The 23,980-nt window shown below is 70.7% G+C and carries 22 protein-coding genes; 17 read left to right on the forward strand and 5 right to left on the reverse strand.

The genetic code is table 11. From position 1 onward, the window contains the following. Positions 1-193: 193 nt before the first annotated feature. Positions 194-376: an antitoxin gene (locus OG407_RS03390; protein WP_019056963.1), complete on the forward strand. Its 183-nt coding sequence runs from the start codon at positions 194-196 to the stop codon at positions 374-376. Positions 377-530: 154 nt separating this feature from the next. Further along, positions 531-1,604 (forward strand): MHYT domain-containing protein, encoded by a 1,074-nt coding sequence (locus tag OG407_RS03395; RefSeq protein ID WP_405854847.1) that lies wholly within the window; start codon positions 531-533, stop codon positions 1,602-1,604. 70 nt (positions 1,605-1,674) lie between these two features. Here OG407_RS03395 and OG407_RS03400 read toward each other — a convergent pair whose 3' ends face one another. After that, complete coding sequence (locus OG407_RS03400) at positions 1,675-3,963, reverse strand: zinc-dependent metalloprotease (RefSeq protein WP_405854849.1); 2,289 nt, start codon at positions 3,961-3,963, stop codon at positions 1,675-1,677. A gap of 88 nt (positions 3,964-4,051) precedes the next feature. On the opposite strand from OG407_RS03400, the gene OG407_RS03405 reads away from it, so the two are divergent. Further along, positions 4,052-5,557 (forward strand): metallophosphoesterase family protein, encoded by a 1,506-nt coding sequence (locus tag OG407_RS03405; protein ID WP_405854851.1) that lies wholly within the window; start codon positions 4,052-4,054, stop codon positions 5,555-5,557. 72 nt (positions 5,558-5,629) lie between these two features. After that, on the forward strand, positions 5,630-6,658 hold the full coding sequence (locus OG407_RS03410; RefSeq protein ID WP_405854853.1) for an LLM class flavin-dependent oxidoreductase: 1,029 nt from the start codon (positions 5,630-5,632) through the stop codon (positions 6,656-6,658). An 8-nt stretch (positions 6,659-6,666) separates the two neighbouring features. Here OG407_RS03410 and OG407_RS03415 read toward each other — a convergent pair whose 3' ends face one another. After that, a complete protein-coding gene (locus OG407_RS03415; RefSeq protein WP_405854855.1) occupies positions 6,667-7,647 on the reverse strand; it encodes a TauD/TfdA dioxygenase family protein in 981 nt (326 codons plus the stop codon). Positions 7,648-7,821: 174 nt separating this feature from the next. Here OG407_RS03415 and OG407_RS03420 point away from each other — a divergent pair, with 174 nt between their 5' ends. Further along, complete coding sequence (locus OG407_RS03420; RefSeq protein WP_405854857.1) at positions 7,822-8,652, forward strand: aldo/keto reductase; 831 nt, start codon at positions 7,822-7,824, stop codon at positions 8,650-8,652. A gap of 135 nt (positions 8,653-8,787) precedes the next feature. Then, positions 8,788-9,222 carry a cupin domain-containing protein gene (locus tag OG407_RS03425; RefSeq protein ID WP_405854859.1) on the forward strand — a complete coding sequence of 145 codons (435 nt, stop codon included), beginning with the start codon at positions 8,788-8,790 and terminating at the stop codon, positions 9,220-9,222. Between the two features lie 25 nt (positions 9,223-9,247). Here OG407_RS03425 and OG407_RS03430 read toward each other — a convergent pair whose 3' ends face one another. The 3 genes from OG407_RS03430 to OG407_RS03440 form a co-directional block, all read right to left on the reverse strand. Further along, positions 9,248-11,602 (reverse strand): SpoIIE family protein phosphatase, encoded by a 2,355-nt coding sequence (locus OG407_RS03430; protein WP_405854861.1) that lies wholly within the window; start codon positions 11,600-11,602, stop codon positions 9,248-9,250. Between the two features lie 64 nt (positions 11,603-11,666). Continuing rightward, positions 11,667-12,134, reverse strand: a complete 468-nt coding sequence (locus OG407_RS03435; RefSeq protein WP_033282996.1) for a peroxiredoxin — start codon at positions 12,132-12,134, stop codon at positions 11,667-11,669. Next, a complete protein-coding gene (locus OG407_RS03440; protein ID WP_405854863.1) occupies positions 12,131-12,511 on the reverse strand; it encodes a DoxX family protein in 381 nt (126 codons plus the stop codon). Before OG407_RS03440 ends, OG407_RS03435 begins: the two co-directional genes overlap by 4 nt. A gap of 138 nt (positions 12,512-12,649) precedes the next feature. On the opposite strand from OG407_RS03440, the gene OG407_RS03445 reads away from it, so the two are divergent. The 11 genes from OG407_RS03445 (at position 12,650) to OG407_RS03495 (ending at position 23,972) form a co-directional block, all read left to right on the forward strand. Beyond that, positions 12,650-13,267 carry an HAD family hydrolase gene (locus OG407_RS03445; protein ID WP_405854865.1) on the forward strand — a complete coding sequence of 206 codons (618 nt, stop codon included), beginning with the start codon at positions 12,650-12,652 and terminating at the stop codon, positions 13,265-13,267. Positions 13,268-13,313: 46 nt separating this feature from the next. Then, entirely contained in the window at positions 13,314-14,480 is a 1,167-nt protein-coding gene (locus tag OG407_RS03450) for an acyl-CoA dehydrogenase family protein (RefSeq protein ID WP_405854867.1), read from the forward strand. Then, a complete protein-coding gene (locus tag OG407_RS03455) occupies positions 14,481-15,248 on the forward strand; it encodes an SDR family NAD(P)-dependent oxidoreductase (RefSeq protein ID WP_405854869.1) in 768 nt (255 codons plus the stop codon). 114 nt (positions 15,249-15,362) lie between these two features. Beyond that, positions 15,363-16,163 (forward strand): FadR/GntR family transcriptional regulator, encoded by an 801-nt coding sequence (locus tag OG407_RS03460; RefSeq protein ID WP_405854871.1) that lies wholly within the window; start codon positions 15,363-15,365, stop codon positions 16,161-16,163. 99 nt (positions 16,164-16,262) lie between these two features. Then, positions 16,263-17,063, forward strand: coding sequence for an enoyl-CoA hydratase/isomerase family protein (locus tag OG407_RS03465; RefSeq protein WP_405854873.1), 801 nt, complete (start codon positions 16,263-16,265; stop codon positions 17,061-17,063). A gap of 2 nt (positions 17,064-17,065) precedes the next feature. Continuing rightward, positions 17,066-18,037, forward strand: a complete 972-nt coding sequence (locus OG407_RS03470; protein WP_405854875.1) for an acyl-CoA dehydrogenase family protein — start codon at positions 17,066-17,068, stop codon at positions 18,035-18,037. Then, the gene (locus OG407_RS03475; RefSeq protein WP_405854877.1) at positions 18,034-19,173 is read left to right on the forward strand and encodes an acyl-CoA dehydrogenase family protein; all 1,140 of its coding nucleotides are present in this window, start codon (positions 18,034-18,036) and stop codon (positions 19,171-19,173) included. Before OG407_RS03470 ends, OG407_RS03475 begins: the two co-directional genes overlap by 4 nt. Before the next feature lie 15 nt (positions 19,174-19,188). Next, on the forward strand, positions 19,189-20,787 hold the full coding sequence (locus tag OG407_RS03480; protein ID WP_405854879.1) for a FadD3 family acyl-CoA ligase: 1,599 nt from the start codon (positions 19,189-19,191) through the stop codon (positions 20,785-20,787). Position 20,788: 1 nt separating this feature from the next. Further along, a complete protein-coding gene (locus tag OG407_RS03485; RefSeq protein WP_405854880.1) occupies positions 20,789-21,994 on the forward strand; it encodes a CaiB/BaiF CoA transferase family protein in 1,206 nt (401 codons plus the stop codon). Next, entirely contained in the window at positions 21,991-22,827 is an 837-nt protein-coding gene (locus tag OG407_RS03490; protein WP_405854882.1) for an enoyl-CoA hydratase/isomerase family protein, read from the forward strand. The genes OG407_RS03485 and OG407_RS03490 overlap by 4 nt, the downstream gene beginning before the upstream one ends. Then, the gene (locus OG407_RS03495; RefSeq protein ID WP_405854884.1) at positions 22,827-23,972 is read left to right on the forward strand and encodes a thiolase family protein; all 1,146 of its coding nucleotides are present in this window, start codon (positions 22,827-22,829) and stop codon (positions 23,970-23,972) included. Before OG407_RS03490 ends, OG407_RS03495 begins: the two co-directional genes overlap by 1 nt. Positions 23,973-23,980: the final 8 nt, after the last annotated feature.

Below are 23,980 nucleotides of genomic sequence, written 5' to 3' on the forward strand. Positions count from 1 at the left end.
GTGGCCAGGTGTGACGGTGCAGGGCGGTGAACCCGCCGCCACCCACGATTCCGGCGCCGCCCCCGCGGATGAAGGCACAACGCATCCAGGGACAACCGATCCCTGTCTGGCATCGCCGTCCGGCACCGAAATGCGGCCCGCGGGAAGCCGGGGGATGCTGGGAGGGCCAACGCACGTCCGAAGGAGGACAGCCATGTCGTTCATGGACAAGGTCAAGGGAATGCTGGGCCAGCACCCCGACCAGGCCAAGCAAGGTGTGGAACGGGCGGGAGACATGGTCGACAAGCGCACGGGCGGCAAGCACGCCAAGCAGGTCGACATGGCCCAGGACAAGGCCAATGACTTCATCGACCGCGAGAAGCCGCAACAGCCCTGACCGCTTCTGTCCCCGTATCGACCTCGATGCGGCCCAAGTGCACCCCGGAAAGCACAGAGTTAATCGACTGCTGATGTGAAAGGGTTGCGCACCTCGGGCCCGATCCATACATACTCCCCCCACAGGAAGCCACAACTCTGGGGGGAGTTGGCTCATGCAAGGCACGATCGACGGGTTCCGCTACGGTGCGGTGACCCCGGTGGCGGCCTATCTGATGGCCTGCCTGGGCGGGGCTCTGGGACTGCGCTGCGTGGTGCGGTCCCTGCACAACAAACAGTCGTGGAAGGCGGGTTGGCTCGCGCTCGGCGCGACATCGATCGGCAGCGGCATCTGGACGATGCACTTCATCGCGATGATGGGCTTCCAGGTCGAGGAGACCCGGATCGGCTACGACGTCGGCCTCACGGTGCTGAGTCTGGCCGTGGCGATCGTCGTGGTCGGCATCGGCGTGTTCGCCGTGGGCTACCGCGGCGCGACCGCCGGAACGCTCTCCGCGGCCGGCGTCATCACCGGCCTCGGGGTCGCCGCCATGCACTATCTGGGCATGGCGGCCCTGAAGTTGAACGGCGACATCGAGTACCGGACCAGCACGGTCGCGCTCTCCGTGATGATCGCGATCGTCGCCGCTACGGCGGCCCTGTGGGCGGCCGTCTCCATCCGGGGCTTCCTGGCGAGCCTGGGCGCCAGCCTGGTGATGGGCGTGGCCGTGTCCGGGATGCACTACACGGGCATGGCCGCCGTGAGCGTCCATCTGCACGGCACCGGCGGCGCGTGGACGGGCGACTCCGCCAACTCCATTCTGCTGCCCATGCTGTTGGGGCCGACGATCTTCCTGCTGCTGGCCGGGGTGGTCGTGATGTTCGACCCGCTGCTGGTGATGGGCGAGGGCGAGTGGGACCGCTCCTTCGCCCGCCACCCGGTCGGCCCGGACGCCGGCGCCAAGCGGCCCGCCGGGCGCCCCGAGTCGCTCTTCAACGCACCGGACCGCCCGGCGGCCGGCCAACCGGACCGGCACGACAGCCCGCCCGCCCCACCGGGCAGCCGCCGGAGCAGAAGCCGGAGCACCCGCAGAAACCCCGCCGCCCCGGCAGCGGGCCGACCGGCCCCGTACGGCAGTCCCGCCATCCCGTCGCCGCCCGATCCCCGCGGCGCCTACAACACCCCGGCCGCTCCCGCACGCGGCCGCCCGGATCCGCACGGCACCCCGCAGCGCCCCGGGGAGTGGTGACCAACACCGCGCGCCACGGCCCGACTTGAGCCACCCACCGTCGTAGCCGCCAAGTGGCCCTACGGCGGGCTCAGTTGGGCGCGCCCGGCGGCACCCGGGGCAGTGGGTCGACCCGCACCGACCCGGCGTCGGCGAGGAACGCCCGGATCAACTCGCCCGCCTCACGCGCCTGTTCGTCACCCTGACACCGCAGCTCCGTGCCGATCCGTCGCACGGCGCCGCGCAGTGACATGCGGACCGGTGCGTGGAGAGCCGCGTCGTCGAGCAGGGTCAGCAGGTGGTTCAGGAGGGTCCAGTCCGCCGCGTGCTGCACGGCGGCCCCGCCGGGCAGCTCGGCGGGTACCGGGTCGGTACGGCGCCAAGTGGTGGCGAGGAGCGCGTCGACGATGTCGGTGACACCCGGCGTGGCGGGGTCGGCGGCATGCTGCCAGGCCACCCGGTTGAGCCGGGCCGGGTCCAGCAGCTGCTCCGTGACCAGTGCGGTCGCGACCCGTACGGCCTCGAAGGGGTCGAAGATCCGCCCGGCACCCGTGTCGAGGTACTGCTCCGTCCGGTCGTAGCGGATCGCGGGCGGGGTGAGGGTGTCCAACACCGCTCCGGGCAGGGCGAGTTGCTCGGCACGCAGCAGCTCGGCGAGTCGAGTCAGCGCCGTGTGCTGAGTGGCCGCGTCGACGGCCCGCACGCCCCGGCCGTCCTCGCCCGCGAGGCCGTACGCGTAGCGCACCCCGCCCACCAGCCGGGCCACGGCCGTCACCTCGTGCCGGTGCAGGAGGTGCAGCAGGACGGCCCGTTCCTCCAGTTCGCCGGTCTGCCGGTCGGGCGGCAGCACTCCGCGGGAGAAGCCGTCCAGGGCGATACGGCGGACCCGCAGCATCGTCTCCAGCGCCTCGACGGCGTCCGGCCCGGTCACCCAGGTCACGGCGTCGGCGTGCGCGGCGTTCGGACCCTGGGCGTCCTCGTCGGAGAGGTAGACCAGGCCCGACTCGGCTGCGTCGCGGCGCAGTTGGGCGAGCGCGGTCTCCTCCGCGCCGTCGTCGAACCGGCCGTAGCCGTGCGCGACCAGGAAGTGGTCCCACGGCCCGAGTCCCGTGCCGTACGCGGCGGACAGGTCGAGGTCGCCCTCCTCCGTGACGCCGATCCGCGCGTGCGGGTAGTCCATGACGGACGGCTCGGGGTGTCCCGTACTGGCGAAGTTGTGCATGAAACCGAGCGCGTGGCCGATCTCGTGCGCGGCGAGCTGACGCAGCCGGGCGAGCACCAACTCCTCGACGGCGGCGAGCCGTTCGGCCTCGTCCGGACGGCCGTACGGTGCGAGGAGGGACTCGCCGAGCGCACGGACCTGCTCGACGCGCTGCGAGCCGAGGCGGACCCGGGCGTGCAGGATCTCGCCGGTGCGGGGGTCGGTCAGACCCTGGCCGAGGGACCAGCCGCGGCCCGCCCGGTGCACCCAGACCACCCCGTTGACGTCGGAGTCGTACGGGTCGAAGGCGTCGCCGCCGGGCTCGACCCGGTAGGCGTCGGGGAGTCCGATCCCGGCGAAGGCCCGCTGCCACCAGTTGCCGCCCTCGACGACCGCCGAGCGGAAGGGTTCGGGGACGGCCGGGTCGATCAGGAAGACGATCGGGGCGCCGCCGGGTTCCGCGCGGAAGCGGGGCTGGAGCTTGACCTGGGTGCTCGCCCGGCCGACGAGGCCGTGGTCGGCGTAGCCGATGCCGTAGCCGCCCGAGGCGGGGTGGTAGCGCCGGACGGGCAGCGGGGAGGCGGGCAGTCGCAGCAGGTTCAGCTGCTGGACGACGGTGAGGGCGCGCGGGTCGGCGGCGACGGCACGGACCGCCGGGCCGCGGCCGGGGCCCCGGAAGGTGAGCAGCGCGGGCAGCCGGACGGCGGTGGGGCCGGTGCGGCTGTCGGCGACGAGCGGGAGGCTCGTGGACGCGTCGATCGCGTAGTCGCCCTGCTCGCGGGCGTGCAGATGCTCGGCGATCCCGTCGTGGTCGGCGAGGACGAGCCCGGTGGCGTCAACGACCGCCGCGCCGTTCTCCTCGCGCAGCACGGGCCCGCTCCACAGCACGGACAGCGCGAACGACTCGTCCCCGGCCCGTACGGCGGCCGCGTCGCCGGAGGTCAGGAAGTGCTTGTTGCGGACGGCGAACAGAACCCGGTCGCCGACCCGCCGGAACTCCGCGAGCCAGGTCCGGCCCGCCTTCCCCCGGTCCAGCCACAGGTCGCTGGAGCCCAGCCCCTGGGAGAGGGAGACGGAGAGGAGGAAGGGTTCGTCGAAGTGGCGGATGCCCAACAGCAGCCGGTCCGAACGGAGTTCGGGGTCGGGGATCAGATCGATGAAGTCGGCTTCGCCGGGCATGCGGGGGCCTTTCGGTTGAGCAACGTCGAGTTGATGTTGCCAGGCCCCTGCCGCTCGCACCGCGTTGGCTCGTTGTTACGGTTCACCGGTGTCTGAATCTTCACGCGATACTCCCGAAGGCGCCGGTTGGGGCACCGCGGAGCGCGGCGCGTATCAGCAGCTCATGCCGTCCCATGTCGAGAAGGTCTCGTGGCTCAGCCCGAAGACTCTGTGGGCCGCGCGCAACGGTGTGCTGGCCTCCTGGTTCGGGGACCCGACCGGCTCCACCCGTGGCCGTTGGGTGGAGCAGCGCGCGACCGCCGGCGCTCCCGCCGACAAGGTGATCCGGCGCGACGATCCCGACACCTTCTCCTTCATGGTCATCGGTGACACCGGCGAGGGTGACGATCCCCAATACGCCGTCGTGCCGGGCTTTCTGAAGGTGAGTCAGGACACGGCGTTCGCGGTCGTCGCCAGTGACGTCATCTATCCCGTCGGCACCGCGGACGACTACGAGACGAAGTTCTTCCGCCCGTACCAGGCCTATCCGGCGCCCATCTACGCGATACCCGGCAACCACGACTGGTACGAGGGCCTCGGCGGTTTCATGCGCGTCTTCTGCGACGACGCGCCCGCGCTGCCCGCACCGAAGGCGCCGCGCCCGCTGACGCGCGCCTGGTTGCGATCGCTGCTGTGGCACCGGCCCCGCCCCTCCGACGGCGAACGCCTGGGCAAGGCAAGGGAGTTGCGTTCCTCACCGGTCCAACAGGCCGTGCAGCCGGGCCCGTACTGGGCGATCGACGCGGGTCCGGTGCGCATCATCGGTATCGACACGGGCCTGTTGGGCACGATCGACGCCGAACAGGGCGCCTGGCTGCGCGAGGTGGCGAAGGGGCCCACGCCGAAGATCCTCATCACCGGTTCGCCCCTGTACGTGGACGGCGAGCACCACCCGTGCGCGATCGAGGGCGGCGGCACGGTCGACGACATCGTCAGCGACCCGGCCCACCACTTCGTCGCGGCGATCGGCGGCGACATCCACAACTACCAGCGGTATCCGGTGCAGTTGGCGGACGGCCGCACCCTCCAGTACGCGGTCTCTGGCGGCGGCGGCGCATTCATGCACGCGACGCACACCGTGCCGCGCGTCGACATCGCGAACGTGACCGAGCAGGACTTCCGCTGCTACCCGCTGCGCGGCGACTCCCTCGCCTTCTACAGCAGGCTGTACGGGCGCCGCCTGCACCTGCGCCGCTTCTTCACCCTGACCGAGGCCGAGGCGTCGGCCGTGATCTGCGAGCGCCTCGGCATCCCGCCGACCCGCACCCCGGGCCCGCCCGTCCGGATCACCCGCCGCATCCGCCTGGTCGCGAGTCTGCTGGGCGCCGGGAGCCGTCCCGGCCGCCGCTCGCGCTTCCGCCTCCCGGTGCGCAAGATCTACACGCAGCTCTTCTCGCCCAGCTCCGTGACGTACAGCCCGCCGTTCTTCAAATGCTTCCTGCGACTGGACGTCACCCCGGACGCGGTCCGCCTGCGCTGCTTCGCGGCCACCGGCAACCACGCCCAGGAGATCGACCCGCCGGTCGAGGACGAGATCACCATCCAGCTGCACTGATCACACGCCCGCAACGTTCACCTGTCACCATCAGGACAGAACGGACCTGACGTACGACCGCCGGAGGAGCCCGTGCCGCCCACCTCACGCCCGCTGCGGAAGCTGGGCTTCCTCACGATCGGCCTCTTCGACGAGGCCGATCCGCGCCGGGGCCACGAGTCGACGCTGGAGATCATCGAACTGGGCGAGCGCCTCGGCTTCGACAGCGCGTGGCTGCGCCACCGCCACCTCCAGTACGGCATCTCCTCCCCCGTCGCGGTCATGGCGGCGGCCTCGCAGCGCACCAGCCGTATCGAACTCGGCACGGCGGTGATCCCGCTCGGCTGGGAGAACCCGCTGCGGCTGGCGGAGGACCTGGCGACCGTCGACATCCTGTCCGGGGGCCGCATCAACCCAGGCGTGAGCGTCGGCCCACCGATGCACTTCGACCGGCTCAAGGAGGCGCTGTACCCCGACACGGCCGACGTCGAGGACTTCGGCTACGAGCGGGTGCGGCGCCTCCTGGACTTCGTGCGCGGCAAACCGGCCACCGACTTTAGTGGGGTGGAGGGCTTCGAGGTGTTCTCGGACCGGGTCCAGCCGCACTCCCCCGGTCTGGGCCGTCGCCTCTGGTACGGCGGCGGCAGCGCGGGCTCGGCGAAGTGGGCGGGCGAGCACGGGATGAACTTCCTCACGAGCAGCGTCGTCAAGGCCGAAGGGCCGGACGAGTCAAGGGACTTCGCGGAGATCCAGCTCTCCCACGTCCGCACGTTCCGCGCCCACCACCCCGACGGCGACGCCGCCCGCGTCTCCCAGGGGCTGGTGGTCATCCCGACCGACTCCGCGTCGCCCGAACAGCGAGCGAAGTACGAGGAGTTCGCCCGCAAGCGCACCCCCCGGACGACATCACCGCAGGGTCCGGCCCGGCTGATGTTCGCGCCGGACATCGTCGGCACCTCCGACGAGATCGCCGAACTCCTGCACGCACACGCCGCGTTCAGGGAGATCGACGAAGTGGCCTTCGCACTGCCGTTCACGTTCGAGCACGAGGACTACGTGCAGATCCTCACGGACATGGCGACGAAGCTGGGGCCGGCGCTCGGGTGGAAGCCCACCGTCTGACCTCGGTGTCACCAGCGGCCGGGCTCGGTGCCGACGATCGGCTCGGAGGGCTTGCCGTCGACGCCGACCGGTATGTCGCCGGTGAGCATCACGCGGTGCATGGTGCGCGGGAAGCCGAGGTGGGCGTTGTCGCTGGGGGCGAGGTGGATGGTGGCCCGGTTGTCCCAGAAGGCCACGCTGCCCGGCTCCCAGCGGAACCGGACCGTGTACTCGGGCCGGGTCGCCTGCGCGAGCAGCATCTCCAGGATCGCGGCACTCTCCGCGCGGGAGACGTCGGTGATCTGCTCCAGGTAGTAGCCGTTGACGAACAGCACCCGCTCCCCCGTCTCGGGGTGCACCCGTACCAGCGGGTGCACCGAGGCGACCTGGTGGTCCAGGAGGTGACGGACGTACGCGTCGTCGCCGGGCCGCGGCTGATAGCCGACGCCGAGCCGGTGCTCGGCCCGCAGCCCGTCCACGAACTCCCGTACCGGCTGCGACAGTCCGGCGTACGCGGCCGCCAGATTCGACCAGGTGGTGTCGCCGCCGTACGGCGGGACGGTCTCCGCGCGCAGGATCGTCGCGGCGGGCGGGTCGACGCGGGCGCCGTGGTCGCAGTGCCAGCCGCGCAGAAGGGTGTGCCTGCGCCGCTCCAGCCACTCCTCGTGCTCCATGCCGAACCGGCCGCCCAACTCCAGCCGGTCGGCGGTCGTTTCGACCTCGGGGAAGCCGGCCGGTGACGCGCCGCCGCGCCGCCCGAGCACGACGGGTTCCCCGAAGCGGCGCGCGAACGCGACATGCCCGGTGTGGTCGAGGCGTTGCCCGCGGAAGAACACGACCTTCCAGCGCAGCACCGCCGCGCGGATCGCGGCGACCACGGCGTCGTCGAGTTCACCGGCCAGGTCGACACCGGTGATCTCGGCCCCGATGTGTCCGGCGGCGGGCCGCACCTCCATGCCGTCCACCCGCGCCGTCTCGTCCGTCGTCGTTCCGCTGCTGTCCGTCGTCATGCCCGCTCCGTCGTCGTACGTGCCCGGCCGGTCGTCCGTACCAGGTCGTCCCCACCGGGTCGTACCCAGGTCGTACGGGTTCCAAGGAAGATCGTGTCAGCGATCCCCGCGCAGGGCGACAGGGGTTCCGGTCGCCCATACTGGCTGTACCGCACAGTCAAGGGAAGGTCGACCGTGATCAGCATCCCGACGCACACGCTCAACGACGGAACGAAGATCCCCGCCATCGGCCTGGGCACCTGGCCGATGGACGACGCGACGGCCGAGGAGGCCGTCGCCGGTGCGTTGCGCATGGGCTACCGCCTGGTGGACACGGCGACGAACTACCGCAACGAGACCGGCGTCGGCCGTGGCGTCGCCCGCAGTGGCGTGCCCCGTGAGGAGATCATCGTGACGACGAAGCTGCCGGGCCGCCACCACGGCTATGAGGAGACCCTCGCGTCCTTCGAGGAGTCCCGGGCGCGGCTCGGCGTGGAGTACGTGGACCTGTATCTGATCCACTGGCCGCTGCCCCGCGTCGGTAAGTTCGTCGACTCCTGGAAGGCGATGATCAAGCTCCGCGAGGAGGGTCTCGTCCGGTCGATCGGCGTCTCGAACTTCACCCCCGGGCACATCGAGCAGTTGGAGAAGGAGACAGGCGTCCTGCCCTCCGTCAACCAGATCGAGCTGCACCCGCTGTTCCCGCAGGACGAACTGCGCGCTTTCGACACCGAGAAGGGTGTTCTCACGGAGAGTTGGAGTCCTCTCGGGCGCGGTTCCGAGCTGTTGAACGACCCCGCTGTCGTGACGGTCGCCGAGGCCTTCGGGGTGACACCGGCGCAGGTGGTGCTGCGCTGGCACACCCAGCTCGGGGCCATCCCGATCCCCAAGTCGGCGGACCCCGACCGGCAGCGCGCGAACCTCGACATCTTCGGCTTCGAACTCGGCCCGGCCCAGCTGGCCGCCATCGCCGACCACGCGCCGCAGCGGCTGGGCGGGGACCCGGAGACGCACGAGGAGTTCTGACCGCTCGGGGGAGTCACGGGGGTTCGGGGAGTTCCGCGAGTTCCCGGGGTGGAAGTCGGCGTTTCTGCCCCCAACTCGCCGTCCCTGCCTCTATGTTCACGGCGGATGCTCAGGATCTCATCGGAAGGTTCTCGTATGCGCACCGCGTTCCGTACCGCCGTGACCGGGTCGGTGGCCGCCGCCGCTCTTCTGCTCGGCGGCACCGCCCAGGCGACCCCGGCAGGCCCCGGAGTCACCGCCAAGCTGATCAGCCAGACCACGATCGGCGACACCGACTACACCCTGCGCGAGATCACCATTCCGCCCGGCCAGGCCACCGGCTGGCACTACCACGACGGCCCCCTGTACGGGTTCATCAAGCAGGGCACGCTCAGCCACTTCGACTCCAACTGCGCCTCCGACGGCGTGTACCGGGCGGGCAGCCCCATCCAGGAACCGGCCGGTTCGGGCAACGTGCACATCGGCCGCAATCTGGGGAACGTCCCTCTCGTCCTCGACGTGCTGTACGTCCTGCCGCACGGATCACCGTTCTCGGAGGACGCGCCGAACCCCGGGTGCCCCTTCGAATAGGCGGCCCGGTAAGCGAGTTGTCCGGTCAGTCCGCCGGCGGCAGCGGCTGTTCGGCCCAGATGGTCTTGCCGCTGCCGGTCTGCCGGCTCCCCCAGCGCTGGGTGAGCTGGGCGACGAGGAGGAGTCCACGTCCGCCCTCGTCGTAGGCGTGGGCGCGGCGCAGGTGCGGTGAGGTCGAACTCGCGTCGGAGACCTCGCAGATGAGGGCGCTGTCGCGGATCAGGCGGAGCTGGATGGGCGGTTCGCCGTACCGGATCGCGTTGGTGACGAGTTCGCTGACGACGAGTTCGGTGACGAAGGACTCCTCGTCCAGTCCCCACGCGGTGAGTTGCTCCGTGGCGGCCTGCCGGGCCCCGGCCACGTGCGCGGGGTCGGGCTCGATGTCCCAGGTGGCGACCCGGTCGGCGCCCAGTGCCCGGGTGCGCACCAGCAGCAGGGCCACGTCGTCGCTGGGATCCTCCGGCATCACGGCCTTCAGCACCGAGTCGCACAGCGCGTCCAGCGACTCGGCGGACGCGGTGAGCGCGCGGCAGAGTTCGGCGGTGGCATGGTCGACGTCACGATCGCGGTCCTCGATGAGACCATCCGTGTACAGGGCGACGGTGGCCCCCTCGGGCAGCTCCAACTCCACTGCCTCGAAAGGGAGTCCGCCGACGCCGAGCGGTGGTCCCGCGGTCATGGGAACGAGGCTCGCGGTCCCGTCGGGCAGCACGACGGCCGGCGGCGGATGTCCGGCGGCGGCCATCGTGAGGCGGCGCGAGACCGGGTCGTAGACGGCGTAGAGGCAGGTGGCGCCGAGTTCCGCGACCTCGTCACCGGTGTCGTCCGTCGCGAGGTGGGTGACCAAGTCGTCGAGGTGGGTGAGGAGTTCGTCGGGCGGCAGGTCCACGTCGGCGAGGGTGCGGACGGCCGTGCAGAGGCGGCCCATGGTCGCCGAGGACGGGATGCCGTGGCCGACGACGTCGCCGACGACCAGGCCGACGCGGCTGCCGGACAGCGGGATCACGTCGAACCAGTCGCCGCCGATGCCCGCGAGCGACCCGGAGGGCAGATAGCGGTGCGCCACCTCGACCGCCGCCTGCCCGGGCAAGTCCCTGGGCAGCAGGCTGTGTTGGAGGGCCAGCGCGGTGGAGCGCTCGCGGGCGAAGCGGCGCGCGTTGTCGATGCAGACGGCGGCCCGGCTGGCCAACTCCTCGGCGAGTACGGCGTCGTCGGCCGCGTAGTCGTCCGGGTGGGCCATGCGGACGCCCACCGCGACGCCGAGGGTGGTGCCCCGGGCCCGCAGCGGCACGGCGATCATCGAGTGGACGCCCTTGCGGTAGGAACTGCCCTCGGGCGAGCGCGCGTTGCGGTCCGCGACCCACCGAACGAATTCGGGCTCGCCCGCCTGACTGCGCACCGCCCGTCCCTCGCGCAGGGCACGCACAGGTGGCGAGGACGGCTCGTAGACGTCCGTCTGTCCCAGGCGTACGGCGGCGCCCGGCGTGCCCTCGTCGACAGAGCCGTGGGCGACGCGCCGCAGCACGATCTCACCGTCCGGCGCCGGCGGTGGTTCGTCCGCGCCGAGCACCCACGGGAGGAGGTCCACGCTGGCGAAGTCGGCGTAGCGCGGCACGAGGATCTCCACCAGTTCCTCGGCGGTGCGGACCACGTCGAGGGTGGTGCCGATGCCGGCCGCCGCCTCGTTCAGCAGGGCCAGCCGCTGCTGGGCGAGGTACTGCTCGGTGCTGTCGAACGCCGCGAGGGCGACCCCGGTCACCTCGCCGGAGCCGTCTTTGAGGGGCCACATCTCGATGCTCCACGCGTGCTCCCGGTTCAGGGCCGGAGCGCCCGCCCAGCTGTTGTAGCGGACCGGCCTGCCCGTCTCGGCGACCAGGCGCAGGTTGCTCAGGAAGCTGCGGCTGTGCTGGGCGTCCTCCACGCTATCCGGGAAGAACCGGCCGATCAGGACGTCCTCGGGCACGCCCATCACCCGGCAGGCGACCTCGTTGAGACGGACGTAGCGCTGCTCGGTGTCGAAGACGGAGAGCGACATCGACGCCTGCTGAAAAGCCTGCTCCGCCAGGGTCGGCACGGGTGCGGATGCCGGTTCGCCAAGGGGCTCGGCGGTGAGGACGTATCCGTCCGGTGCGCCGTCCGCCCCGCTCACCGGGCACGCCCGCACGGTGAGCGGAAGTGGGGTTCCGTCCCGGTGTCGTAGGACCAGGGTTCCCGTCAGCGCGGCCAGGGCCGTGGTGGAGGGAGGTTCGGCGAGCAGTGCCGCCACCGACCGGCCCACGGCCTCCTCGGCCGGGTATCCCGTCAGTGTCCGGGCACCGTCGCTCCACCCCGTCACGATGCCTCGGGCATTGATGACCGCCGCGGCGGAGGCCTGCTCCATATCGTCCAGGATGGTCCCTATACCGCGTCGCAACAACCGCGCTACGTCATTTGTCGCCTCTGTGTCACTTCCGGTGGGCGCGGAGGGCGGCGAGGGCGCGGTCGGCGTGGGTGTTCATCCGCAGCTCGCTGGAGACGACCTCCAGGATCGTGCGGTCCTCACCGATGACGAAGGTGGCCCGCTTGGTGGGCGCGAGCGAGAACCCGCGCTTCACCCCGAACCGCTCGCGGATCGTGCCGTCGGTGTCCGAGAGGAGCGGCATGCCGAGGGTGTGCTTCCCGGCGAACTCCTGCTGTTTGTCGACGGAGTCGCCGCTGATGCCGACCGGCCGCGCGCCGACGGCCGCGAACTCGGCGGCCAGGTCCCGGAAGTGGCAGGCCTCGGCGGTGCAGCCGGCGGACAGGGCGGCCGGATAGAAGAACAGCACCACCGGCCCCTCGGCGAGCAGTTCGGTGAGGCTGCGCTCGGCACCGGTCTCGTCCGGCAGCGTGAAGTCCTCAACCTTGTCACCGACGTTCAGGCGTCCTGTCATGACCGTCCCTTCCCATTCTTCGCGACACTACGGGCCCACAGTACGAGAGGCACCTGCAGCGGCAGCCGCCCGATGGCCGCCGCCTTCTGCGGGGTCGGGCGGTCCCGCCAGTCCAGCGCCATCTTCACGTTGGCGGGGAACACGCCCACGAAGAATCCCGCCGCGGCCAGCGCGGCCGTACGCCGGGTCCGCGGCGCCGCGATCCCCGCGGCCAGCGCCAGCTCGACGACACCGCTCGCGTACGTCCAGGCCCGGGGCGACCCCGGCAGGGCACGCGGGATCGTCGCGTCGAACTGTTTCGGCGAGGCGAAATGGGCGGCTCCCGCGGTCGCCAACAGACCGGCGAGCAGCAGCGACGAGCGTTCGGACCGGGGCACGGTTCCTCCTCTGATGACCTGCCGCGCGATGTTACTCCACGGTAGACGGGCGACGGCGGTTGACCTTGCCCAAGGACGGTTGACCTTGCCCAAAGGTGAGGCCAGACGGTCATGCGGAGACGAACGAGAGGAACCCGCATGAACGCGCGCTGTCTGATCCTCGACATCGGCGGTGTCCTGGAGCTCACGCCCCGGACCGGCTGGCTCGCCCGCTGGGACGAGCGCCTCGACCTCCCACCGGGCACGGCGGACCGACGCCTGACCGAGGTCTGGGACGCCGGGGAGATCGGGACCGTCACCGAGGACGAGGTGCGCGAGCAGGTCGCCGCCCGGCTCGGACTCGGCCCGGTGGACACCGAGTCCTTCCTGGCCGACCTGTGGGACGAGTACCTGGGCACCCCGAACACCGAACTCATCGACTACGTGGCGGGGCTGCGCCCGCACTGCCGGCTGGGCATCCTCAGCAACAGTTTCGTGGGCGCCCGAGAGCTGGAGTCGGCGGCGTACGGCTTCGACCGGCTGGTCGACGAGATCGTCTACTCGCACGAGATCGGCGTCCGCAAGCCCGACCCCCGCGCCTTCGCCGTCGTCTGCGCCCGTCTCCAAGTGCGGCCCGGCGACTGCCTGTTCGTCGACGACTTCGCCCCCAACGTCGAGGCCGCCCGTGCCGCGGGGATGCAGGCGCACCTGTTCGAGGAGAACGCCGGGACGGTCGCACGGATCACCGCACATCTGGACCCTACTTCTTCGGTCTGACCTTTGATATGTTTCGCAATCGGAACCGAAGAAGGGTCCGCATTCCATGGACTTTGAGCTGACCGAGGACCAGGAAACGATCCGCAAGTCCGTCGCCGGACTGCTGCGCGACTTCGACGACCAGTACTGGATGGAGAAGGACCAGGCGCACGCGTTCCCGACGGAGTTCTACGACACCGTCGCGGGCGGCGGCTGGCTCGGGATCACGATCCCGGAGGCGTACGGCGGCCACGGCCTCGGCATCACCGAGGCCAGCCTGCTGCTGGAGGAGGTCGCGCGGTCGGGCGGCGGGATGAACGCGGCCAGCGCGATCCATCTGTCCATCTTCGGCATGCATCCGGTGGTGGTGCACGGCTCCGAGGAGCTGAAGCGACGCACCCTCCCCCGCATCGCCAACGGCGACCTGCACGTCTGTTTCGGCGTCACCGAACCGGGCGCGGGACTCGACACCGCGAGCATCACGACGTACGCACGACGGGACGGCGACCACTACGTCGTCAACGGCCGCAAGGTCTGGATCTCCAAGGCGATGGAGTCGGAGAAGATCCTGCTGCTGACCCGCACCAGCAAGACCGACGAGGTCGCCAAGAAGACCGACGGGATGACCCTCTTCCTGACGGACATCGACCGCGACCGGATCGACGTCCGCCCCATCCCGAAGATGGGCCGCAACGCCGTCACCTCGAACGAGCTGTTCATCGACGACCTGCGCATCCCGGTCGAGGACCGCGTCGGCGAGGAGGGCCAGGGCTTCCGCTACCTCCTCGACGGCCTCAACCCGGAGCGCATGCTGATCGCCGCGGAGGCCCTCGGCATCGGCCGGGCCTCGCTCGACAAGGCCGTCCAGTACGGCAAGGAGCGCGTCGTCTTCGGCCGCCCGATCGGCATGAACCAGGCCATCCAGTTCCCCCTCGCGGACTCCCTGGCCCACCTCGACGCCGCGGAACTCGTGCTGCGCAAAGCGACGTGGCTCTACGACAACGGGAGGCCCTGCGGGCGGGAGGCGAACACCGCCAAGTACCTGTGCGCGGACGCCGGGTTCACGGCCGCCGACCGGGCCCTGCAGACCCACGGCGGCATGGGCTACTCGGAGGAGTACGGGGTGGCCCGCTACTTCCGTGAGGCCCGCCTCATGCGTATCGCGCCGATCAGTCAGGAAATGATCCTGAACTACCTGGGATCACACACGCTGGGACTCCCGAGGAGCTACTGAATGACCGACAGCACAGGGCTGTTCGACCTCACGGGCCGTTCGGCGCTCGTCACCGGCGCCGGGGGCGGCATCGGTTCCGCGGTCGCCGAGGCGCTGGCGCGCGCGGGCGCCGCGGTGCTGGTGACCGACGTCGACGAGTCGGCCGCCGCGGCCGTCGCGGGGAAGATCAACGCCGCAGGCCTGAGGGCGGACAGCGCCGCACTCGACGTACGGGACCGGTCCGCCGCCGACGCGGCGGTGGCCCGCGCGGCGGTGCTCGCCGACGGGACGCTGCACATCCTCGTGAACAACGCCGGGGTCATCGCGCCGGCCATGTTCGACAAGCTGGAGGAGGAGGCGTTCCGGCGCGTCCTCGACATCCATGTGATGGGCACGTTCCACTGTGCTCAAGCCGCGCTGCCGTTCCTGCCGGACGACGGCAGGGGGCGGATTCTCAACGTCACCTCGTCGGCGGGCTTGGTCGGCACGCTCGGGCAGGTCAACTACTCGGCCGCCAAGGCGGGGATCATCGGGCTGACGAAGTCCCTGGCCCGCGAACTGGCGCGCCGGCGCGTGCTGGTCAACGCCCTCGCGCCGCTGGCGGCCACGCCCATGACGGAGACCATCCGTACCAACGAGAAGTTCTCGGCCCAGATGCTCGCCCGCATTCCGCTGGGCCGGTGGGCCGAGCCGGCGGAGATCGCGGGCAGTTTCGTGTTCCTCGCGTCGGATGCCGCGTCCTTCATCACCGGGCAGGTACTGCCGGTGGACGGCGGCATGGTGATGTGACAGGCGACGTGCGTGCTGCGCGGCACGGTGATGTGACAGGCGGCGCGCGTGCTGTGTTGAATGGTTCAGCCAAAGAGGCCGAAGAGCGCGGCTTCCGACGAGAGGCCTGAACCTGTGCAGAGCGCCGAGCACCCTTCCCGCACCCTTCGGGGACGCGCCACGGCCGGTGAGCCCCGGCCGCGCTTCGCCACGCTCACCGTCCCGAAGGCGTCGGACGTGCTGGCGGCGGAGGTGCGCGAGCGAATCCTCTCCGGGGAGTTCACGGAGGGCACGGCACTGCCGCCGGAACGGCAACTGGTCGAGCAGACGGGGCTGAGCCGCGCGACGGTGCGCGAGGCGCTGCGCATCCTGGAGGTCGAACGGCTGCTGGAGATCCGGCCGGGGCGCGGGGGCGGTGCCTTCGTGCACCGGCCAGGGCGTGAATCCCTCGCCAACACCGTGCGGTTGGTGATCCGGGGGCAGCGGATCCGGCTGGAGGACCTGCACGAGACCCGGGAGGCGATCGAGCCCGCGTGTGCGGCACTGGCGGCCAGGCGCCGCACGGACGCCGATCTCGCGGAGCTGGACGACGCCCACGCGGACCTCGTCGCGGCGGGCGAGGACATCCAGCGCTTCCTGCGCGCCAACATCCAATGGCACAACGCCGTGGCGAGGGCCGGCGAGAACGAGCTTCTCATCGGGTTCATGAGCGCTCTCTCCCAGTCGATCCACGCGGCCACCAACATCGAGCAGTTCATGGACGCGGACATCCGCAAGCTCACCGCCCGCGCGCACGCCCGGATCACTGAGGCGATCCGGGACGGCGACAGCGAGGCGGCGATGCGCCGGATGACGCGCCATGTGTGCGGCTTCGCCCGGGCGGCGGCCGAGGTGGACCGCCGGGACGGCGTGGAGCTCGTCGATCCGGAGAACTGACCCAACCGGAGAACCGGCTCAACCGAAGGTGAGAATGTGATTCTCTTCTTCGCGCAACACCATTGACAGTATCGGTCTGACCTTTAATACCATCCCGGTATGAGCAAGGTGACCCCCGTGCTGACCGTGGCCGCCGACGGAGACGTCCGCATCGTCACCCTGAACCGCCCCGACCGGCTGAACGGCGTGTCCGAGGAACTGCACCGCCGCCTGTCGGAGGTGTGGCGCGAACTCGCGGACGACGCGTTGGCCCGGGCCGTCGTCCTCACGGGCGCGGGCCGCGCGTTCAGCGCCGGCGGCGACTTCGACCATCTCCTGCGGCACCACACCGACCCGGAGCTGCGGGAGCGGTCGATCCGTCTCGACCGCACCATCCAGACCGAGATGATCCGCTTCCCGCTGCCGGTGATCGCCGCCGTCAACGGCCCTGCGGTGGGCCTGGGTTGCAGTCTCGCCCTGGCCTGCGACCTGGTGCTGATCGCCGAGGACGCCTACTTCTCGGACCCGCACATCTCGGTGGGCCTGGTGGCCGGCGACGGCGGGGTCACCCTGTGGCCGATGCTCACCAGCCTGCTGCGCGTGAAGGAATACCTCTTCACCGGGGACCGCATCCCCGCCCCCAAGGCGGTCGAACTCGGCCTCGCGAACCGGACGGTCCCGCCCGACGAGCTGATGCGCGAGGCTCTCGCCCTGGCCCACCGGCTCGCGGCCCAGCCCGCCGAGGCCCTCCGCGCCACCAAGCTGGCCCTCGCGGCGGTCGTCGAGCAGGTGTCGCGCGGCGGCATGGAGGCCGCGCTGATGGCCGAGCGGGCCACGATGACCAGCCCGGACCACATCCGCATCATCACCGAACTCGCGGCCCGTGCCGAACGGCGCGCCAACCCCCCTGAGGAGAACTGAGCGTGGACCGCGAGGAGTTCGTCCTGGTCCGCGACATGGTGCGCTCACTCGCGACCCGGTTCGCCGTCACATCGGCGGACGAGGTGAAACCATCGACCCGTACGCCTGCCCAACAGGCCCTGGACGAACTGGGTTTGGCAGATCTACGGCGCACCTCTCCCCCGGCGGCGACCGCACAGGAGTGCGCGCTGCTCGCGGAGGAACACGGCCGCCGCCCGCTCACGACGTCCCTGCTCGGCACGGTCCTGCTGGCCCCCGAGCTGCTCCGCCTGCTCGGCGACGGCTCCCCGCAGGCGACCCCCACCATCGCGCTCACCCGTGAACTCCGCTTCCCGGGACGGACGCCGACAGATCTCGTCGCCTGGGACAGCGAGGGAGCCGACAGCGCGCTCTGCGTCACCGCCGAAGGGGCTGTCACCCGGGTCGAGTTGGGCCCGACGGCACCGAGCACGGACCTCGTGCGCTCGGTCCGCGCGGTGCCATCCGATGGTCCCGTGGAGGTCATCGGCCATCTCGACCCGCCAGACCTACTCCGTTGGCAGGCCTACGCACTTGTCGTCGTGTCCGCCGAACTCGTGGGCGCGGCGGGCTCGTTCGTGAAGCAGGCGGTCGAATACGCCCGTGTCCGCCGCCAGTACGGACAGGCGATCGGCTCCTTCCAGGCCGTACAGCACCTCCTCGCGGACGCGACCGTCCTGGTGGAGGCGTGCACCAGCGTCACGCGGTACGCGGCCTGGTGTCTCGACAACGAACCGCCGGAGCGGGCCCTGACGGCGGCACGCGTCGCCAAGGCGGAGGTCAACTCCTCGGCGCTGGAGGCGGTTTACGCGGGGATGCAGGTCTTCGGCGGTATCGCGCAGACGTGGGAGCACATCGCGCACCTGTATCTGCGCAAGGTGCGCCTGGGCGCGACGCTGCTCGCCACGACGGACGAGCTGCTCGCCGCGCTGGCCGTACCGGAGGTGACGCGATGACCGACACCCCGCTGGACTTCGGCGACCCGGCCGACCTGGACCGGCTGCGGCGGGAGTTCCGTGCCTGGCTGGCCGAACACCCGCTCCCCGAGCGGCAGTCGGGCGAGCCGGTACCGGTCTTCCTGCGCCGCTGGCACCGGTTGCTCCACTCGGGCGGCTGGGTCGGCCTCGACGTCCCGGAGCGCTACGGCGGCCGGGGCCTGACCGCGCTGCACCAGGTGGCGATCAGCGACGAACTGGGCGCGTGCCGGGCCCCGGGGGTCCCCCGGATCGGCTATCTCGCCCACGCGCTCCTGGAGTTCGGGTCGGAGGAGCAGCGACTCCGGTTCCTGCCAAGGATGTTGGCCGGTGACGAGGTGTGGTGCCAGGGCTTCAGTGAGCCGGGTGCCGGTTCGGACCTGGCGGGCATGAGCACCTTCGCCGAGCGGCACGACGACCACTACACGGTGCGCGGGCAGAAGCTCTGGACGAGCTACGCCCAGTACTCCGGCCTGTGTCTGCTGCTGGCCCGCACCGACCGCGCGGCACCGGCCCACAAGTCGATCTCGGCGTTCGTGCTGCCCCTGGACCGACCCGGCGTGACGGTACGGCCGCTGCGCGCGGCCAACGGTGACGACGAGTTCTGCGAGCTGTTCCTGGACGACGTCCGCGTCGAGGAGTCCGAGCGCATCGGCGCCGAGGGCGTCGGCTGGGCGCTGGCGATGACGACGGTGTCGTACGAGCGCAACGCCCTCGACACCGGGCACATCTCGAAGTACGGGCTGCTCGTCGAACGGCTGCGGCGTCACGCCGCCGAGCACCAAGGCAGCCTGCCCGACGGGCTGTTGTCCCGGATCGGCCGGTGTGTCGTCGACTACGAGGTCCTGGTGGCGCACGCCCGCCGCCGTACCGCCGAACGGCTCGCCGGGCAGGTCGCCGGCCCGGAGTCCTCCGTGGACAAACTGCTGATGACGAGGACCGAACAGCGGCTCTACGACACGGCACTTGAGGTGTTCCCGGACGAACTGTGCGGAGAGGGCGGCGAGTTGTTCGGCGACTACCTGTACTCCCGTGCGGCCTCCGTCTACGGCGGCACCTCCCAGATCCAGCGGAACATCATCGCCAAGCGGATCCTGCACCTGCCCTCGAACGGCTAGCCCTGGAGCCAACTGATGCGCTACGACGACGAATTCCTGAGCATCCCGAACGTCATCAGGCTGGCGGCCAGGCGTTTCGGGGACGCCACGGCGCTCATCGACGGTGACCGCCAGTGGACGTTCCGGGAGCTGGAGGAGCAGATGGTCGCCTCGGTCCGCGCCGTCATGGCACTCGGCGTCAAGCCGGGCGACCGGGTCGGGCTGTGCGCCCCCAACTCGGCGGAGTGGATCTTCGCCGCGCTGGGCATCCACGGCGCCGGAGCCATCCTCGTTCCGCTCAACACGCGGTTCAAGGCGCAGGAGATCTCGTACATCCTGCGGAAGTCGGAGGCGGCAGCCGTCTTCGCCTCGCTCTTCCTCGGCAACGACTACATCGGCGAACTACGGAAGGCCGATCCGGGACTGCCGGCCCTGCAGAAGACGGTGTCCGTGCTCGGCCCGCAAGGGGCCGCCGAACTGGCCTGGAACGACTTTCTCGGTGCTGGAGAGGGCGTTTCCGCGTCCGCGGCCCATGAGTCGATCGACCGGTTGACGCCGGACGACGTGTCCGACGTGATGTTCACGTCCGGCACGACCGGCCATCCCAAGGGCGTGATGCTCACCCACGGCCAGTCCCTGCGCGCCTATGGGTGGATGGCGAAGGAGTACACCTTCGAGGCGTCCGACACCTTCCTGGTGATCCCGCCGTTCTTCCACTGCTTCGGATACAAGGCGGGCTGGCTGGCCTCGCTCATGCACGGCGTGACCGTCATCCCGATGCCCGTCTTCGACGCCGGTCGGGCGCTGGACCTCATCGCGAGGGAGGGGGTGAGCATCCTCCTCGGACCGCCGACCATCTTCCACGACCTGGTCAACCATCCGGACCGGGCGGCGCACGACCTGTCGTCGCTGCGGGTCTCGATGACGGGCGGCACGACGATCCCGGAATCGCTGATCCACGCCATGAAAACGGAGTTGTCGTTCGACATCGTGATGAGCGCCTACGGCCTGACCGAGTCGACGGCGCTGGTGACCACGACCCGTGTCGGCGACTCCGAGGAGACGGTCGCTCACACCACCGGAAGTGCCATTCCCGGTGTCCAGGTGCGGATCGTCGCCGCCGACGGTCTCGACGTCCCGATCGGTCTCGACGGCGAGATCCTCGTCCGCGGCTACAACGTCACCCGCGGCTACTGGGACGACCCCGACGCCACCGCCGCGACGATCGACGCCGAGGGCTGGCTGCACACCGGGGACATCGGGCGGCTCGACGACGACGGCAACCTCGCCGTCGTCGACCGCAAGAAGGAGCTGTACATCGTCGGCGGCTTCAACGCCTATCCGGCGGAGATAGAGAAGCTGCTTCTCGGTTGCGAGAACGTCCGGCAGGTGGCCGTGATCGGGGTTCCCGACGAACGGCTCGGCGAGGTCGGCTGCGCCTTCGTGGTCGCGCCCCCGGAGCGGACGCCGACCGAGACCGAGGTGATCGCCTGGGCGCGCGAGCACATGGCCAACTTCAAGGTCCCCCGGCATGTCCGCTTCGTCGACCAACTCCCGCGCAACGCGAGCCAGAAGGTGCTGAAGGACGAACTCCGGGCACAGTTCACGGCCGCCACCCGAGACGCGACGATCTGAGATGACGACAACAACAGGGCCGCTGGCCGGAATCACCGTGGTCGCGTTGGAGCAAGCGATCTCGGCCCCCATGTGCACCCGCACGCTCGGCGACTTCGGCGCCCGCGTGATCAAGGTGGAGAACCCCAAGGGCGGCGACTTCGCCCGCCACTACGACGACGTGGTCAAGGGCCTGGGAGCGCACTTCGTCTGGGTCAACCGCGGCAAGGAGTCGGTGGCCCTGGACCTGAAGACACCCGGCGGCATGGGCGTCCTGCACCGCCTGCTGGAACGCGCCGGCGTCCTCGTCTCCAACCTCACACCCGGCACCACGGCCAAACTCGGCATCACCCCAGAGGACTTGAAGACCCGTCACCCCGACCTCATCGCCGTCGAGATCGACGGATACGGCCCCGGCGGCCCCCTCTCCCACAAGCGCGCCTACGACCTCCTCGTACAGGCCGAGTCCGGCGCCTGCGCGGTGACGGGCCACCCCGGGGCACCGGCCAAACCGGGTCCGCCGATGGCCGACGTGTGCAGCGGCCTGTACGCCGCCCTGTCGATCGTCGCGCTGCTGTGCGGCAGGGAACGCGGGGTGGGGCCCGGGCTCGCGGCCTCGTCCGTCGCGGTGAGTCTGTTCGACACGATGACGGAGCTGATGGGTTATCCGCTCACCTACACCCGCCACTCCGGCATCGAGCAACAGCCGCTCGGCATGAGTTCCCCCGCCGTCGCACCGTACGGCGCCCATCGCACCGCCGACGGCCGCACCGTAGTCCTAGGCACGACGAACGACCGTGAATGGCAGCGCCTGGCAAGGGAGTTGATCGACCGGCCCGACCTCGCGGAGGACCCGCGCTTCGCGAGCAACGCCGGGCGGGTGGCGCACCGCGCTGAGCTGGAGCCGGAGATCAGCGCCTGGTGCGCACGGCACGACCTCGCCGACATACAGGAGCGTGCGGACGCGGCCGGGATCGGCAACTCCCGCTTCAACACGCCCAGCGACGTCATCGCCCACCCCCATCTGCGGGCCCGCGACCGATGGCGCGAGATCGAAACCCCGTCCGGTCCGGTCCCGGCGCTGCTGCCGCCCCCGGTCATCGCCGGGTACGACCCGCCGATGGGTGCGATTCCCGCTCTCGGCCAGCACACGGACGCCGTGCTCACCGAACTCGGGCTGGCGGACGAGGAGATCGCCGTTCTCCGGGCTCAGGGGGCTGTGCGATGACCGCGCAGCCGGTCCTGCTCACGACCGACACCGAGGGCGTTCGGACACTCACCCTGAACCGGCCCCACCGTAAGAACGCGATCGACGCCGAGCTGTGGGACGCCCTGAGAACGGCGCTCTCCGCGGCGGGCAGCGATCGTACGGTGCGTGCGCTGGTCCTGACCGGTGCCGACGGCGCGTTCTGCTCCGGGGCCGACATCCGCAACGGCCCCAGCAGCGAGCACCCCCTGTACCGGATGCGGACCCTGAGCGAGGTCACTCTGCTGCTGCACGAGCTGCCGATCCCCACCATCGCCAAGGTCAACGGCGTTGCGGTCGGGGCGGGTTGGAACCTCGCTCTGGGCTGCGACTTCGTCCTGGCGACTCCGGAGAGCACGTTCTCGCAGATCTTCGCGCGCCGCGCCCTGTCCCTGGACTGCGGCGGCTCGTGGCTGCTGCCGAAGCTGGTGGGATTGCAGCAGGCGAAGCGGCTCGTGCTGCTGGCCGAGTCGATCGACGCGGAGGAGGCCCGCGCCCTGAACCTGGTGACGTGGGTCGTGGGCGCCGACAGGATCGACGTTTTCGTGGACGACCTCGCCGCCCGGCTGGTGGCCGGGGCACCGGTCGCGCTCGCGCAGAACAAGGCGCTCCTCAACGAGAACGCCGATCGCACCCTGCGCGAGGCCCTTGCCGGTGAGGCGCGGGCGCAGGCCATGAACTTCGCCACGGCAGACGTCCCGGAGGCGTACGTCGCCTTCGTGGAGAAACGCCCGCCTCGCTACACGGGGCGCTGGGCGGTGCCGGGAACAGCGGTGCCAGGAACGGCCGCGCCGACAGCTACGGAGGACATGTGATGCGTGAGGCAGTGGTGGTGGGTGCGGTCCGCACCGCCGTCGGCAAACGGAACGGCGGACTGGCCTGTGTGCACGCGGCCGACCTCTCCGCCGTAGTCCTTCAGGCCCTTGTCGACCGCACGGGTCTCGACCCCGAGGCCGTCGACGACGTGGTGTGGGGCTGCGTCGGCCAGTTGGGCGACCAGTCGAGCAACATCGGCCGTTACGCGGTGCTGGCCGCGGGCTGGCCCGAGAGCATCCCGGGGACCACAGTGAACCGAGCCTGCGGATCGAGCCAGCAGGCACTGGACTTCGCCGCCCAGGCGGTCATGTCGGGTCAGCAGGACGTCGTGGTGGCGGGCGGGGTGGAGGTGATGAGCCGCGTACCGCTCGGCGCCTCGCGGGCCGGCGGGATGCCGTACGGGCCCCAAGTCCTCGCCCGTTACGAGGGGTTCTCCTTCAACCAGGGTGTCTCGGCCGAGAAGATCGCGCAGAAGTGGGGGCTGGGCCGGGGTGTCCTCGACGAGTTCGCCGCGCTGTCGCACCAGCGGGCGGCGGACGCGCAGGACGGCGGGGCGTTCGACGCGCAGATCGTGCCGGTGACCGACGGCGCGGGCCCGGTGACCGCCGACGAGGGCATACGGCGCGGTACCAGCGTCGACACTCTCGCGAGGCTGAAACCGTCCTTCCAGGAGGACGGTGTGATCCACGCGGGCAACTCCTCCCAGATCTCCGACGGAGCCGCCGCCCTGCTGGTCACCACCCCTGAAAAGGCACGGGAGTTGGGGCTGACGCCGATCGTCCGCTACCGCGTGGGTGTGATCACCGGCTCCGATCCCGTCCTCATGCTGACCGGACCGATCCCGGCGACCGAGAAGGTGCTGCGCAAGGCCGGCATCGGCCTGTCGGAGGTGGGCGTCTTCGAGGTCAACGAGGCCTTCGCGCCGATCCCGCTCGCCTGGCTGGCCGAGACCGGCGCGGACCCGGCGCTGCTCAATCCGCTCGGCGGCGCGATCGCGCTCGGGCACCCGCTCGGCGCGTCGGGCGCCGTCCTGATGACCCGCATGATCCACCACATGAGGGACCACGGGATTCGCTACGGACTGCAGACCATGTGCGAGGGCGGCGGCACCGCCAACGCCACCGTCGTCGAACTCGCTTCCTGACAGGGGAT

The sequence above is a fragment of the Streptomyces sp. NBC_01515 genome (assembly GCF_045040345.1).
Taxonomy (GTDB): domain Bacteria; phylum Actinomycetota; class Actinomycetes; order Streptomycetales; family Streptomycetaceae; genus Streptomyces.